Origin of the sequence: Chryseobacterium oryzae, assembly GCF_022811665.1 — a bacterium.
In the GTDB taxonomy this organism is placed as follows: domain Bacteria; phylum Bacteroidota; class Bacteroidia; order Flavobacteriales; family Weeksellaceae; genus Chryseobacterium; species Chryseobacterium oryzae.
Map to the genome: position 1 here is coordinate 664,488 of NZ_CP094529.1, position 15,055 is coordinate 679,542.

Sequence of the window (15,055 nt, forward strand, 5' to 3'; positions counted from 1 at the left end):
GTAATTTTGTGGATGATGAACAATCATTTTTTTGAACTCATAGAATTTACCAGCAGAAGTGTTTTTTTAACCGGAAAAGCAGGAACGGGTAAAACAACTTTTCTCAACGAATTTGTAAAAAAAACGAAAAAAAAGCATATTGTAGTGGCTCCTACCGGGATTGCTGCGATTAATGCGGGTGGTGTAACCATACATTCTATGTTTGGTCTTCCGCTTCGTACTTTTTTGCCGACTTCAGAGCGTATAGACAGCAATATTGCGAATAATATTGTAGATCTTCAGCAACATTTTAAGTACCGGAAAGATAAACTGAAGCTTTTGCGTGAAGTGGAAGTTATTATTATTGATGAGGTTTCTATGTTGCGTGCAGATGTTTTGGATATGATGGATTTTTCTCTTCGTTTCATCCGTAGAAATAATCATCGTTTTGGAGGAGTTCAGATGTTGTTTATTGGAGATTTGTATCAGCTTCCGCCGGTGGTAAGAGATGAACATGTGTTGAAGATGTTTTATAATTCGCCATTTTTCTTCGACAGTTTGGCAATTAAAGATATTCCGCTTCTTACGATTGAACTTACAAAAGTTTACCGCCAGACAGATGCTCATTTTCTTGAAATTCTGAATGCAATTCGCGATGGTGATGTCGCAAATATCGATTTTGATGAGTTAAATACAAGATATAATCCCGATTTTAAAACCGAAGATCAGCCTTATGTTTATCTCTGTTCTCATAATAAAATGGCAGATGATATCAATCAGGAAAAGCTTAAAGATATTAAATTAACATCCGGAGTTTATGAAGCTAAACTTTTTGGTGAGTTTAAAGAAAATCAGTTTCCGAACGAGCAGTATCTTGAGCTGAAAGTTGGAGCTCAGATTATGTTTATCCGTAATGATATTTCGGGAGAGAAAAAATACTATAACGGTAAACTTGGTGAAATTTCTGCTTTGGATGATAATGAAATTAAGGTTGTTTTAGACGGAAGTGAGCGGGAAATTACGGTAAAACGAGAGGTTTGGGAACAGAAAAAATATTCTTTAGATTCTGATAAGATGATTAAAGAAGAGGTTTTGGGAAGTTTTGAGCAGTTTCCTATCAAGCTTGCATGGGCGGTTACAATTCATAAAAGTCAGGGACTTACTTTTGATAAGGTGATTATTGATGCCGGTAAAAGTTTCACTGCGGGACAGGTTTACGTGGCTTTATCCCGTTGCCGTACTTTGGAAGGAATCGTTTTGAAATCCAAAATTACTCCCGAAGTTATTTTTAAGGATAATAGAATCCTGAAATTTCAGGGAGAAACCCAAGCTAATGATCATATTGAAGATATTCTGAATCAGGAAAAATATGATTATTCTATTCGGAAACTTTTGCGAACACTGGATTGTAAATGGATGATGAAAGAAGTAGAGCATTGGAATAATTTATCTCTTGTAAGCAAAGGTGTAGATCGCAATAAAGCCAATCAGCTTTATTTACAGCTAAAGCATGAAGTTCAGAATCTTGCTAAGATTTTTGATAAGCTCGAAAGGATTATTTTTCAAAAAGTGCATCTTTTTATTCAGAAAAAAGAAGAATGGATAGAGATTGAAAATAAATCGAAAGGAGCGGTTAATTTCTTTTTCAGAGAAATAAATGATAAGATTTTTAGTCCTTTAAAAGATTTTTATTCAGAAATTAAAGGATTGAAAGGTTTAAAACAATACAACGAAGAACTTAGAACCTGGTTGGAGGATATTGAAGATTATCTGAATGGTTTAAAAGAATTATATCTTCTCGAAACAAAACTTTTGGAGGAAAAAAACAATAAAGAAGTAAGCATGAAAATTGCAAAAGTTCCTTCTCAGGTTCTTACTTTTCAGTTATTTGAAGAAGGAAAAACGGTTTCTGAAATTGCTCTGGAAAGAGGTTTGGTGAAAGAAACTATTTTGGGGCATCTTGCTAAATTTGCAGAACAGGGTTTGTTGAATATTTCCAGAATTATTACTTCGGATAAAATTAAAGCTTTTGAAGTTGAGTTTTCTCAAAATTCCCATGAAACACTTAACGAATGGAAAAATGCTTTGCCAAAAGATTTTGAATTCAATGAGATACGCATTCTTATCAATCATTTTACTTATCAAAAGACAAAAAATAATGCTTAATTAATTATTAGGTTACTTTTTTATAAAATTTTCTAAATTTTCAATTCTTTTCAGGATGTCAGAAAATACATTTTTTCGATGCAGCGAGAGATGTCCTGCTATTGTGTAAATTTCCTTTTCTTTCCATTTTTTTTCTGGAATTTCGGAAAGGTTATGGATGTTTTCATTTTCTAAAAAGAAAAGTGTTTCGTTTCTTTCCGAATTAAAATCGGCTTTTACTAAAAAAAGAATATCTCCAGAATTGTAAAAAGGAAGAGTTTTTTTCTCATCGGTAAATTCATGTACAAAATCAACGTTTGCTAATATTTTTTGCAAAATTTTATTTTTTGATGAATTTGCATCGCTAAGATTTTGCTCTGTTTGGGTTTTCTTAAAATTTTCGATAGGAGAAAACATTAAGGTATCTATCACCGATCCGCTTACTAAATCGTTTACCTGTAGTGGTTTCGTTAGAAAATCGTCAATATCTAAATTGAAGTAGTGGGCAACTTTCAGCAAAGTTTCAATTTTGGGTTCTGCTCTTCCTTCTTCGTAAGCACTTATTACGCCTCTGTTGAGTTCAAACAAATCTCCAAAAGCTTTTTGGCTCAAACCTTTAACGTGTCGTATTTTCTTAATATTGGTTCCGAAAAAACTCATAAGTCTAATCTTTTTTGCAAATATAAGGTTATTTATCATAAATTTTGCTAAAAATATTTGCAAATTGTATTATTTTTATTATTTTTGTGGAACTAAAAGCTAAAACTCACGAAATATGGGAGAAGATAATAAAATATTTAACAGAGTTAAAGAATGGTTGTTGGATTATGAATTCAATATTAGTTTTGAAGATGAAAATCAAAAAGTGCTGATTATCGAAAAAGAATCGAATGGTATTAAAAATATGATTCTAATTGTTTCAGATTCAATTTTAATTATGGAGCAGTTTCTTTTTGAAATTAAAAATCCTTCGTTAGAAATTTATAAAACCTTACTTCAGAAAAACAGAGATATTGTGCATGGTGCTTTTGTTTTGGATTATTCCGGGATGAAAGTAATCTTCCGAGATACTTTGCCAACCGACAATATGGCACAGAATGAATTAATGGCTTCGATAGATTCTCTTGGGATTTTGGTGGGCGAATTTAATAGTGAAATGATTAAAATGAGTAAATAAAATCTCTACGGAGTGGCGAAGTCTAATAAACATCAAATTATAAAACAATAAATATCTAGTTATGAATATTTTTAAAAGATTATACGCAATAGGAAAAGCTGAAGTTAATTCGGTATTAGAAAATTTTGAAGATCCTATAAAACTTACAGAAGCAGGAATTGCCGATATGAAAGATCAGCTTACCGAAAGTGTCGAAGCTTTAGCTCAGCTGAAAGCACTTTCTATTCGTAAAAAAAATGAGGCGGAAGCAGAAAGTCTATCGGCGAAAGATTACTATGCAAAAGCAGTACTTCTTATTCAGAAATCTGAAAAGGGTGAAGTGAATGCGGCAGATAGTGATCGTTTAGCAAAAGAAGCTTTAAAAAAACAGACTGAAGCCCAGAAAAATGCTGAACTTTTAAGATCAGAAACTGAAAAACTTCAGGACGAGTGTGAAAAAATGCAGACCAATATCCATCAACTGAAATCTAATATTTCGAAATGGGAAAATGAACTCCGCACTTTGGAGGCAAGAGTTCAGGTAAGCGAGGCAACTAAAGATATTAATCGTAAAATGACTCAGATCGACAGTAGCAGTGCGGTTTCTATGCTGGAAAAACTAAAGGAAAGGGTGGTGCAGCAGGAAGCTGTTTCGGAGGCTTATTCCGAGTTGGCAAAAACCGGCAAGTCTGTGGATGAAGAAATCGACAGTCTTGTAAATAATGCAGATACTGAAGCGGAAAAAGCTTTACAGAAATTGAAAAAAACACTTAAAAAAGGCTAAAATATGACCTTTCAGGAATTTTTACATATCGCTTTTACTCCGGTAAATACTGTTTTAAGTGTTCTCCTGATTCTGGCGGTAATCTATTGGATTTTTACCATTATAACGGGTTTGGATATTGATATTGGCTTCGATGCTGATTTCGATGCAGATGCACCTGATGGTCATGTACATGTTCCTGATGATCCTTCTTCATGGATTCAGTTCTTGAAATTTCTGAATCTGGATATTGTTCCGGTAACTTATTTCCTCACAATTTCTCTACTTTTTACGTGGCTTACTTCATTTTACATCGAAGTATTTATTTCACCGGCTTTTTGGCTTGCGGCAGTATTGGTAATTCCTTCCTTAATCATCAGTATTTTGATTACGAAAATTATTTTGAAACCATTAAATCCTTTTTTTAAAGAAATTAATCATAAAGGTGAAAAAGCACACGATTTTTTAGGACGCGAAGGAAGAATGAAATCTACAATTCATGGAACTAAAACAGGGATTTTGGAAGTTTTTATCGGAAGTGATCCTATGACTTTAATGGTGAAAAGCAAAAATGGCGAAAGAATAGAACACGGAACAAAAGTCATTATTGTAGATGAAGGTCCTCAAAAGAAATTTTATTATGTGGCTACAGAAATTCAATTTTAATAGAATGAAAATATGATTGCCTTTTTTATAATGATTTTCAGTTATATTCTGGGAGTAATGCTTACATGAAATAATGGTCTGTGAAGCATGTTCTCATCATAACTAAAATAGAAAAGCTTTGTATAAAGCAAAAAAAAATAAAACACATTACAATAAATAAACTAAAAAAATATGAACACCACTTTAATTGCAGGAATTGTTGTTATAGCAATAGCTTCTATAGGTTTAATTTTCTGGATTTTATCCATGTACAAAAAAACCGTACAGGGAATTGTTATTTTACGTACAGGTTATGGAGGAACCAAAGTATTCTTTAATGCAGGGATAGTTATTCCGGTCATTCACAGAATGGAATCTATGGATATTTCCGTAAAAAAACTGGAAATTGCCAGAGAAGGAAGAGCCGGATTAATCTGTAAAGACAATATGAGAGCAGATATTCAGGTGGCATTCTTTATCAGAGTTAATAAATCGGTGGATGATATCGTGAATGTTGGACAGACAATCGGCTGTCAGAGAGCGTCAGACATTAACACGTTGAGAGAGTTGTTTGAAGCTAAATTTTCTGAAGCTCTAAAAACCGTAGGTAAAAAATTTGAATTTATAGAATTGTATGAAGCGAGAAGTGAATTCCGTCAGGAAATTTTAGATATTATCGGCACAGATCTCAATGGATATGTTTTGGATGATTGTGCGATTGATTATCTGGAACAGACTAAAATTGAAAATCTAGATAAAGACAATATCTTAGATTCTGAAGGGATTAAAAAAATTACAGAACTTACAGCAAATCAAAATATTAAAGCCAATCAGGTTCGTAGAGATGAAGAAAAAACCATTACAAAACAAAATGTAGAAGCCCGTGAAGCGATTTTAGAACTCGAAAAGCAATTGGCTGAAAAAGAAGAATCTCAAAAAAGAGAGGTTGCGAATATCAAAGCCCGTGAAAATGCAGAAATTCTAAAGGTGGAAGAAGAAGAAAGGCTGAAATACGAAACCGTACGTATATCTACAGAAGAAAAACTTCAGATTGCCGAAGAAAATAAACTGCGACAGGTCGTTATTGCTGCTAAAAATAAAGAGCGTGCAGATTTGGTAGAAACCGAAAGAGTTCAAAAAGATAAAATGTTGGAGGCAACCGAAAGAGAGAGAATTGTTTCTTTAGCTCAGATTGAAAAAGAAAAAGCCATCGAATTAGAAAAGAAAAATATACAGGATGTTATTCGTGAACGTTTAACAATGGAAAAAACGGTGGTAGAGGAGCAACAGGGAATTAAAGATCTCGAAGCTTTCAAAACTGCAGACAGAAATAAACAGGTAGAAATTACTTTGGCAACTCAGGAAGCAGAGAAAAAATTAATTGAAGAAACCAGAGCTGCAGAAGCCAGAAAATTGGCGGCAGAGAAAGATGCTCAAAAGTATGTTATCGAAGCTCAGGCGAAAAGAGATGCCGCAGAAAAAGAAGCGGAAGCCAGAAAAATTATTGCTGATGCTAAAGCTAAAGAAGAAGCTACTGTTGGTTTGTCTGAAGCACAGGTAATGCATGCTAAAGCAGAAGCGCATGAAAGACAGGGAATTGTAGAAGCGGTTGTTATTGAGAAAAAAGCGGATGCTGTTAAGAAAGAAGGAATTGCTCAGGCAGAAGTTATTAAAGAAAAAGCTTTGGCAGAAGCTGCGGGAATTACCGAAAAGGCAGAGGCGATGAAGAAATTAAACGATGCCGGAAAAGATCACGAAGAATTCCGATTGACTTTAGCGAAAGAAAAAGAAGTAGAATTGGCTCAGATTTCAATCCAGAAAGATATTGCTCAGGCGCAAGCTGGAGTTTTGGCGGAAGCATTCAAATCTGCAAAAATTGATATCGTTGGAGGAGATAATACATTCTTTGATAATGTAATTCGCCAGGTTTCTGCAGGAAAAGGATTAGACAAATTCATTAGTCACAGTGAAAATGCAACCTTGGTAAAAGAAAATCTTTTAGGCGATGGCGAAAATATCATCGGAAAAGTGATGGGAATGGTAGAGAAATACAATGTTTCTTCGGAAGATATCAAAAATATGAGTATCGCAAATCTTATTTTTAAGCTCAATGGTGTTGCAGACCAGCAGGAAAGAGGAATTCTTGGAAGAGCGATGGATATGGCAAAACATCTTGGAGTAGATCAGAAACCTATCCGATAAAAAAGCAAACTATATTATATTGTAAAACTCTCTTTGTATGATTTTCAATGATGCTTGGAGAGTTTTTTCTAAGAAAATAAATGGTTTAAAAAGCATTTTACAGTACGATGATAGTCTAAATCTAGCATCTAACATCTAATATCTCAAAATATGTCAGAACAATTAAATTCAGGGACATACGAAATTATACAAAACCGTCTGAATGAGCAGAAAAATGATCTTATTCTCAGGCTTTCTAAGTTAAATGAAAATCGGAAAGAAATTTTTGGCGGTGTAGATTTTTCACTCATAGCCAACGAAAGAATTTCTACAGAGCACAACTGCATAGCCAAAGACATTTTTTCGTTGAAAGATGTACTGATTTTCGGATCGAATGCTCATCTGGGATTGCAGACGGAAATTAATGTTTCCGATGTTTTTTCGGTATATAAGATAAATAACAAACGTTTTGAACCTCAAAATGATTCATTAATTAATGATGAAATTTTCGTTGATGAATTTAAAAATTTATACAAATATTACAGAAATACATTCTTTGCACGTTTCCATTTTAACGAAAACTATCTGTATATGGTTTTTCAGTTATCAGAAAGTTCATCTGATATCAAAGCGTTCAAATGGCTGATAAAAGACGGTAAATTAACCTACATCGATTCTCGAAGTGCTTCGGAAGTAAACTATCCGCCACAACATGGTTTTTCGTGGACAAAAGCAACCAGAGATATGCAGCGAAGTGGCAGATTTCCGCATATTTCTTTAGGAGATAAGGTATTTGTTGAATCTATTGGTGGAGATTTAACCATTAAAATTGAAGATAATACCGATACCGGAAAAGGAATTTATTCTGAGGATGTTATTCACAAAGATCAAAATCTGGATGATGCGGAAATTCATTTCTGCGATCTGGATAACTTGGTTTTGTTTAAAATTAAACCTTATCAGGAAACCGAAAGGTATTTTATTTACAATCACAAAGAAAAAACGGTTTCCAGAGTAGATACTTTAAAATATTCGGCAGTTTTACTTCCCGAAAATCAAGGGGTTTTATTTTCGAATGGTTATGCTTTGCAGACGGGAGGTTTGAAGGTAATTTCTCAGGATGTCAACAGACTTCATTATCTGAAAACCATTTCGGAGCCCAATGGTGAAAATTTCATGTATGTTTTCTATGATGATAAAACTAATAATTATCAGCTTATTTCATATAATATCATTTCTCAAACCATAGAAACGCCTATTCGTTGCAGCGGATTTTCTGTGTTGAATGATGGTAAACTTATTTATCTAAGAGAAAGTGTAGAAGCTACCAAACATCATTTGGCTCAAATCTGGCAGACTCCGTATTCTAAAGAAATGCTGCCCAATACAGAAAAGTCGAATACGCTTCTTTATAAAATAGGAAATAAGGATATTGTAAGAGTAATGGCAGAAAGCCAGGAACTTATAACACTTTTGAATAAAAAAGATTCTTATAGCGGTTTGTATGATGATATTGTTAAGCTTTCTACCACAATTCTGGATGCATATTATTTTCTTGCAGATGAAGAGGTAGAAAATCTGGAACAACCGTTAAAAGAAATAAGAAAAATTGCTCATTCTGCCATTAATGAATACGAAAAAGTTGTAGAGCAGAAAAAAAATACCGCCGAGGCTGTTGAAAAAATAAAACTTGCCTGTGAGAAAATTTTAGATGAAACTAAAAGAATCAGCTATTCTCAGCTTACGGAATATATAGATATGCTTTCTCAAATCAGGGCATTACGGGGAGAAATTACCGGAGCGAGAGATTTGAAATATGTTGATACTGCCATTCTGGATTCGTTAGAAAAATCATTGGCTGAAAGGTCAGAAGAACTTTCCAATGCTTGCGTTAATTTCCTGTTGCAAGATGAAGCGCTGCTTCCATATCAAAACAGGGCACAGCAGATTTCAGAAAATATTATTAATTTACAGAAAGCAATCGATGCAAAAACGATTGAAGAAGAAGTCAATAATTTATCTGCACAGCTTGAGCTTTTGGTAGATATAGTTAATAATTTAAAAATTGAAGATACTTCACAGTCTACGCAGATTATAGAAAATATTTCGGTAATTTTTGCAAGATTAAATCAGGAAAGATTAGAACTTTCAAAAAGAAAAAGAGAAATTTCGGGAAAAGAATTATCTGCGGATTTTCAGGCACAAATGACTTTGTTTGATCAGTCTGTTATTAATTTTCTTGAGCTTTCTCAAACTCCCGAAAAGTGTGATGAATATCTTACCAAGCTTTCCATTCAGCTGGAGGAAATGGAAACAAAATTTGTCGATTTTGATGAGTTTATCCAAATAATTGAAGAAAAAAGAGAGGAAGTTTACGGTCATTTTCAAAATAAAAGAGTTCAGTTAACCGAATCCCGAAACAAACGTACCCAAAGTTTATACGATTCTGCCCAGCGGATTTTAAAATCTGTTCAGACAAAATCTGAGTCTTTCGATTCTGAAAATGAAATCAATGGCTATTTTGCGACCGATTTAATGGTTGAAAAAGTTCGTGATATTTCCCGACAGCTCATGGAAATGGAAGATTCTGCAAAGGCCGAGGAAATTCAGACTTTGCTGAAAACTTCGCAACAGGAATCGGTAAGAAAACTTAAAGATAAGAAAGAAATTTACGCAGACGGAGATCATGTAATTGCTTTGGGCGATTATAAATTTGCAGTAAACCGTCAGAAATTAGATCTTACTTTAGTGATGAAAAATGCACAGTATTATTATCATTTAACGGGAACTGCATTTTATGAACCATTGAATTTTGAGGCGGTTTCAGATTACAAAGAAGTCTGGAATCAGGAATATATTTCTGAAAATTCTAATGTAAAACGTTTTGAATATTTAGCTTGGAATATTTTTTCAAAAAATAAAAATATCAACACCGAAGAACAGAACCGAGATGCCATTCAGCAATTTATGACAGAACATTTTGGAGAAGGCTTGGTGAAAGGAATTCATGATGAAGACGCTCTGAGAATTGTTTCGAAATTGCAGCAGATGCACAACGAATTGGGTTTGATGCAGTTTACACCGAAAGAAAGAGCTTTAGGACAGTTATTTTGGTATTTCTTGAATCAGGAGAAAAAAGAATATTATCAAAATCAGTTTGAAGCAGCAGATTTAATTTCGAAATCGTTTACAACAGATAGAGGTTTTCAGTATCTTAACGAAGAATTGTCGAATGAAATAAAAACTTTTGCTCAGAATCATCATCTTTTTGTGGATGTGAATTTTTTGAATGCAGCAATTTATTTAAAAAGAGAGAATAAATCTGCATTCTTGGTTTCGGAAAAAGCGGGTTCGTTGTACAATACTTTTTTAAGGAACTTAAAAGAAAAAGGAAAAGATTTAGAATTTATCGACCAACTTAATGTTCTGAAACAATATCCTGCGGCTTGTTTTTCCATTGCTGAAAGTGCTTTAAATGCATTTTTATTAAGTTCAGAATCGGATTTTGAAGATGAGATTAAAAAAGAAACAGCGGTGTTTTTTGTCACTCAGAGCTTTAATGAAAAAAATATCCATCATGTTACTTATGAAATAGTTCTTAAAGAATTAAAATCATTAGAAAAAGAGGTAGATTTTACTTTGAATTATTATGAATTCAGTTCACGTTTATCTAATTTCAACGAAGTAGTAGTTCCTAAATACAGACAATTTCAGGAGTTGAAAGCAAAATGGGTGAATGATAAAAAGAAAGCCCTGAAATTAGACACTTTCAAGTCTCAGGTTTTGAGCTCTTTTGTAAGAAACAGATTGATTAATGATGTGTATTTTCCTTTAATTGGAGCTAATTTAGCCAAACAATTAGGAACTGTCGGAAACGACAAACGTACCGACAGAATGGGAATGTTGCTTTTGGTTTCGCCTCCGGGTTATGGTAAAACAACGTTAATGGAATATATGGCAGACCGAATGGGATTGGTTTTTATGAAAATCAACGGTCCGTCAATCGGTCATGATATCGTTTCTACAGATCCGAATGAAGCAAAAAATGCCGGTGCAAAACAGGAGTTGGAAAAACTGAATTTAGCTTTTGAAATGGGCGATAATGTAATGTTGTATCTGGATGATATTCAGCATTGTAATCCTGAATTTTTGCAGAAATTCATTTCTTTGGCAGACGGACAGAGAAAAATTGAAGGAATTTATAACGGCGAAAGTAAAACCTACGATTTACGGTCTAAACGTTTCTGTTTAGTAATGGCAGGAAATCCTTACACCGAAAGTGGTGATAAATTTCAAATTCCGGATATGTTGGCAAACCGTTCCGATACGTATAATTTAGGTGAAATTTCCGGAAGTAAAGCAGAATTGTTTGATTTGAGTTTAATTGAAAATGCTTTAATGTCGAATGATTATCTTTCCCGATTGACGCAATACGGAATGGGAAATCTCTATAATTTGTACGACAGCATTCAGTCTAATTCGCCGAATGTGGATTTGGCTGGAAACTTCAGTTCAAATGAAATTTCCGATTTCAGAAAGGTGCTTGAAAATACTTTGAAAGTGAGAAATGTTGTTTTAAAAGTCAATAAACAATATATCGCTTCTGCTGCAATGTCCGATGAATACAGAAATGAACCTTCATTCAAGTTGCAGGGATCTTACCGAAATATGAATAAACTTATTTCGCAGATTCAGCCTATTCTGAAAGATGAGGAGATTATTCAGATTATTGTAAGTCATTACCAAAATGAATCCCAGACTTTAACTTCCGGAGCAGAATCTAATATGCTAAAACTGAAAGAATTAATGAATATTATTTCTGAAGACGAGAAAATCCGCTGGAAAGAAATAAAAGAAACTTTTGTTAAGAATAAAATGATAAAAGGATTGGGTGAAAATGACCGTATGTCGCAAATTGTTGCATTATTGGCGCAATTCAGCGAAGGTCTCGATGGGATAAAGAATGTTTTAAATAAAGAATAAAAAAATACTACGCCGAAAAGCGTAGTATTTTTTTGTTGATGATTTTTTATAAATCTTTTTCAAAGATTTTTTTCCATTTTGAGAAAGTGGTGCGGCTTATTTTATGTTTTCTGGACATATAGCTCGTAGATAATCCATGTTTTTTCTGGTATTTTAGCAGTTTCAACATTGTTTTTTTATCGTAAGTTTTTAGCTGCTGATTGGTTTTTGCAGTTTCGTGTGTGGTTTTAAAAAGACTTTCATTAAGCTTTAAAATTTCTTCTGTAGAATTTAGCTTTTGAAGTTGCTCTCTAATTTTCGGGCATTCCAGTTTTTCAGGATACTTTATGTTCAAAAGATCATGATAAATCTTGTGGTAATTAGGTCTCATAAAAATATAATATTTTGATTTTGGTGTCAGCTTTTCTTTAAAATCCAGCGGTGAAGTGTGCTTTTTGGGATAGAATATTCTTTAATAACATCTGCTTGAGTCATTTCTCCGGATTCTATTCTGCCAAGAATAAAATCTTTAATTTCCTGCGTATAGATGTTTTTTCTGAATTGAGGAATGGAATCATTTTTTTTATCTGTTTTTCTGCCCACCGATGATGGTGGCGAATACAAGATTAAATGTGAAGTGTATAATCTGAAAAAATCGAACTCCAGAAGTTTGCTGAATCTTAAAAGAATATCGGTATCCAGTGAGGGTTTTTTGTATGTATCTTCTACGAAATCTTCGTCTTTCCCTAAGAAATTGCAGATTCTTTCCAAAGAAATTTCTTTACTTTCTACCATTTCTTTGATGTACTTCCCTATATGTATGTTTTTATATAACATTTTTATTAAAAACTGATTATTTTTAAATTTATCGTATTTAATAAAGTAATAGCTTGATTATGAAAGCTTTTAAATAGGGAAAGTGAATTATTATAACATTAATTATAGATAATTATTTTAAAGCTGTATCATTCTTTTACAATATTAAATTTACATTCAACTGTAAAATTTTGATTTTCAGCATTTTGTGTTTGCGTGATTTGTGGTGTTAAAAGTAAGAATTATTTTTTTACTTCAAAATAAATTTTCAAATTTTATGGGGTTGTCTCTTTTTTGTGAATAAAAAAAACTACCTTAAATTCTGATTTTCAATTAAAAAATATGCTTTTTAAAATTTAAGAAATTTATTAGTTGATGATAAAAAGATTGCTTACCTGTTTTCAAATGTAAGAAAAAAATATTACAAATAAGTACTTTTTGTAATTATTAAATTATTAAAAATAATAATCATAAATTATTTTATATTTATGCATAAATATTTATGATTAAATTATATAATTTTTTAATAGATTTTAATTAAAAATATTTTATTGATTGTGTTTTATGGTATTGTTATATTTCTTTTATATGCACATACATTGCTGGTTTATTAATGGTAATTTTGCCACAGATATAGAGCTTCTTTGTTATTCTGATAGTTTTGTTGGTTTTTTAGAGTAGGTTGAATTTATATCATTTGTATTAATAATCAATTATTATTTTATTTATTGTAATTTATAATGGCTTCTCTATCAATATTTAATATTTCTCAAAAAATTAATCTCAAGAATGAACTTTTGGCGGGTCTTACTGTAGCGATGACTATGATTCCTGAATCTTTGTCTTTTGCTATTCTGGCAGGTTTGTCACCATTAACCGGACTGTATGCCGCTTTTATGATGGGATTGGTAACTGCTGTTTTGGGAGGAAGACCGGGAATGGTTTCTGGTGGAGCGGGGGCAACGATAGTTGTTTTAATTGCTTTAATAAAATCTCATGGAGTAGAATATCTTTTCTCGGCTATTATTCTAGGTGGTCTTTTGCAAATATGTGTGGGCGTTTTTAAGTTTGGTAAATTTGTCAGGCTTATTCCTCAACCGGTAATGTATGGGTTTTTAAATGGCTTGGCGGTGATTATTTTCATGGCTCAGGTGGAACAGTTTAAAATTATAGATGCTAATGGTAATGCAGAGTGGATGCAAGGTTTGCAGTTTTACATCATGGCAGGTCTTACGATCCTTACGGTAGCTGTCGTTTATTTTTTTCCGAAAATCACAAAGATTGTTCCTGCATCATTGGTGGCAATACTCGTTATTTTTGGGTTGGTGTCCGGATTGGGAATTAAAACTAAAACTGTGGCAGATATTGCAAGTGTAAGCGGAAGCCTTCCTTCGTTTCATATTCCGTCTGTTCCTTTTTCTCTGGAAACTTTACAAATTGTTTTTCCTTATGCTCTGGTTATGGCAGGTGTGGGTCTTATAGAATCGCTGCTCACTCTTTCTATGGTAGATGAGATTACAAATACTAAAGGCAATGCCAACAAAGAATCTGTAGCTCAGGGCTTAGCAAATATAACCAACGGGTTTTTTGGCGGAATGGGTGGTTGTGCTATGGTTGCACAAACTTTGGTTAATCTTAATGCGGGGTCCAGAGCTAGAATTTCGGGCATTATTGCGTCTGTTACTATTTTAATTATCATTTTGGTGGGAGCTCCATTTATTGAGAAAATTCCTATGGCAGCCTTGGTTGGCGTAATGATGATGGTGGCAATAAGTACGTTTCAGTGGGTGTCGGTAAGAATTGCTAATAAAATGCCCAAGTCCGATGTTTTTGTGGGAATTACTGTTGCACTTATTACCATTGTTCTTCATAATTTAGCTTTGGCGGTTTTGGTGGGTGTCATTATTTCTGCGTTGGTCTTTGCGTGGGATAATGCGAAAAGAATTCGTGCAAAGAAAAGTGTAGACGAAAATGGGGTAAAGCATTATGAGATTTACGGGCCTCTTTTTTTTGGTTCGGTAACTGCTTTTGTTGAGAAGTTTGAGCCTGAAAACGATCCCGAAAACGTGGTGGTGGATTTTAAAGAAAGCAGAATTGTAGATATGAGTGCCATTGATGCTTTAAATAAGCTATCTAAAAAATATGCTCAGCAAAATAAAAAACTGCAACTGAAACATTTAAGTGAAGATTGCAGAAGAATGCTTAAAAATGCAGAAGCGGTAATAGAAGTAAATATTCAGGATGATCCCACTTATAAAGTGATGCCCGAAAAATAATGTGAATTACAGGATGTTGAAGAAAAAATTCTTCCTGAATTACCAGAAATTTTGTAACTTACCTAAGCAGTTCGGGATAAGGATTTATTAAAGGTAAAGCTAATAACTTTCTTGTCCTGAACTCAGGCTAAG

Annotated in this window: 10 protein-coding genes; 7 read left to right on the forward strand and 3 right to left on the reverse strand. The window is 33.3% G+C overall.

The features are described 5' to 3' along the window. Positions 1–15: 15 nt before the first annotated feature. The gene (locus MTP08_RS03085; protein WP_243577716.1) at positions 16–2,145 is read left to right on the forward strand and encodes a helix-turn-helix domain-containing protein; all 2,130 of its coding nucleotides are present in this window, start codon (positions 16–18) and stop codon (positions 2,143–2,145) included. Between the two features lie 12 nt (positions 2,146–2,157). Here MTP08_RS03085 and MTP08_RS03090 read toward each other — a convergent pair whose 3' ends face one another. Then, on the reverse strand, positions 2,158–2,784 hold the full coding sequence (locus MTP08_RS03090) for a helix-turn-helix domain-containing protein (protein ID WP_243577005.1): 627 nt from the start codon (positions 2,782–2,784) through the stop codon (positions 2,158–2,160). Between the two features lie 115 nt (positions 2,785–2,899). Between MTP08_RS03090 and MTP08_RS03095 the strand changes: the two genes are divergently transcribed. The 5 genes from MTP08_RS03095 to MTP08_RS03115 all read left to right on the forward strand — a co-directional run bounded on the left by MTP08_RS03095 (position 2,900) and on the right by MTP08_RS03115 (position 11,852). Continuing rightward, positions 2,900–3,301 carry a YbjN domain-containing protein gene (locus MTP08_RS03095; RefSeq protein WP_209388858.1) on the forward strand — a complete coding sequence of 134 codons (402 nt, stop codon included), beginning with the start codon at positions 2,900–2,902 and terminating at the stop codon, positions 3,299–3,301. A gap of 61 nt (positions 3,302–3,362) precedes the next feature. Next, positions 3,363–4,064 carry a PspA/IM30 family protein gene (locus tag MTP08_RS03100; RefSeq protein WP_243577006.1) on the forward strand — a complete coding sequence of 234 codons (702 nt, stop codon included), beginning with the start codon at positions 3,363–3,365 and terminating at the stop codon, positions 4,062–4,064. 3 nt (positions 4,065–4,067) lie between these two features. Beyond that, the gene (locus MTP08_RS03105; protein ID WP_243577007.1) at positions 4,068–4,709 is read left to right on the forward strand and encodes a hypothetical protein; all 642 of its coding nucleotides are present in this window, start codon (positions 4,068–4,070) and stop codon (positions 4,707–4,709) included. A 171-nt stretch (positions 4,710–4,880) separates the two neighbouring features. Then, positions 4,881–6,890, forward strand: a complete 2,010-nt coding sequence (locus tag MTP08_RS03110; RefSeq protein ID WP_243577008.1) for a flotillin family protein — start codon at positions 4,881–4,883, stop codon at positions 6,888–6,890. 150 nt (positions 6,891–7,040) lie between these two features. Further along, entirely contained in the window at positions 7,041–11,852 is a 4,812-nt protein-coding gene (locus tag MTP08_RS03115; RefSeq protein WP_243577009.1) for a DNA repair ATPase, read from the forward strand. Positions 11,853–11,898: 46 nt separating this feature from the next. Here the strand turns inward: MTP08_RS03115 and MTP08_RS03120 are convergent, their stop codons facing one another. Together MTP08_RS03120 and MTP08_RS03125 are read right to left on the reverse strand one after the other, a co-directional pair. After that, the gene (locus MTP08_RS03120) at positions 11,899–12,222 is read right to left on the reverse strand and encodes a helix-turn-helix domain-containing protein (RefSeq protein WP_243577010.1); all 324 of its coding nucleotides are present in this window, start codon (positions 12,220–12,222) and stop codon (positions 11,899–11,901) included. 26 nt (positions 12,223–12,248) lie between these two features. After that, on the reverse strand, positions 12,249–12,668 hold the full coding sequence (locus MTP08_RS03125) for a transposase (RefSeq protein WP_243577011.1): 420 nt from the start codon (positions 12,666–12,668) through the stop codon (positions 12,249–12,251). Positions 12,669–13,387: 719 nt separating this feature from the next. Between MTP08_RS03125 and MTP08_RS03130 the strand changes: the two genes are divergently transcribed. Continuing rightward, positions 13,388–14,923: a SulP family inorganic anion transporter gene (locus MTP08_RS03130; protein ID WP_243577012.1), complete on the forward strand. Its 1,536-nt coding sequence runs from the start codon at positions 13,388–13,390 to the stop codon at positions 14,921–14,923. Positions 14,924–15,055: the final 132 nt, after the last annotated feature.

What these genes read in the sequence shown, in the direction of transcription:
- MTP08_RS03130 (WP_243577012.1), top strand. Translation starts at nt 13,388, where the DNA reads ATGGCTTCTCTATCAATATTTAATATTTCTCAAAAAATTAATCTCAAG.
- MTP08_RS03125 (WP_243577011.1), bottom strand. Translation starts at nt 12,668, where the DNA reads ATGTTATATAAAAACATACATATAGGGAAGTACATCAAAGAAATGGTA.
- MTP08_RS03120 (WP_243577010.1), bottom strand. Translation starts at nt 12,222, where the DNA reads ATGAGACCTAATTACCACAAGATTTATCATGATCTTTTGAACATAAAG.
- MTP08_RS03110 (WP_243577008.1), top strand. Translation starts at nt 4,881, where the DNA reads ATGAACACCACTTTAATTGCAGGAATTGTTGTTATAGCAATAGCTTCT.
- MTP08_RS03090 (WP_243577005.1), bottom strand. Translation starts at nt 2,784, where the DNA reads ATGAGTTTTTTCGGAACCAATATTAAGAAAATACGACACGTTAAAGGT.
- MTP08_RS03095 (WP_209388858.1), top strand. Translation starts at nt 2,900, where the DNA reads ATGGGAGAAGATAATAAAATATTTAACAGAGTTAAAGAATGGTTGTTG.
- MTP08_RS03085 (WP_243577716.1), top strand. Translation starts at nt 16, where the DNA reads ATGAACAATCATTTTTTTGAACTCATAGAATTTACCAGCAGAAGTGTT.
- MTP08_RS03100 (WP_243577006.1), top strand. Translation starts at nt 3,363, where the DNA reads ATGAATATTTTTAAAAGATTATACGCAATAGGAAAAGCTGAAGTTAAT.
- MTP08_RS03115 (WP_243577009.1), top strand. Translation starts at nt 7,041, where the DNA reads ATGTCAGAACAATTAAATTCAGGGACATACGAAATTATACAAAACCGT.
- MTP08_RS03105 (WP_243577007.1), top strand. Translation starts at nt 4,068, where the DNA reads ATGACCTTTCAGGAATTTTTACATATCGCTTTTACTCCGGTAAATACT.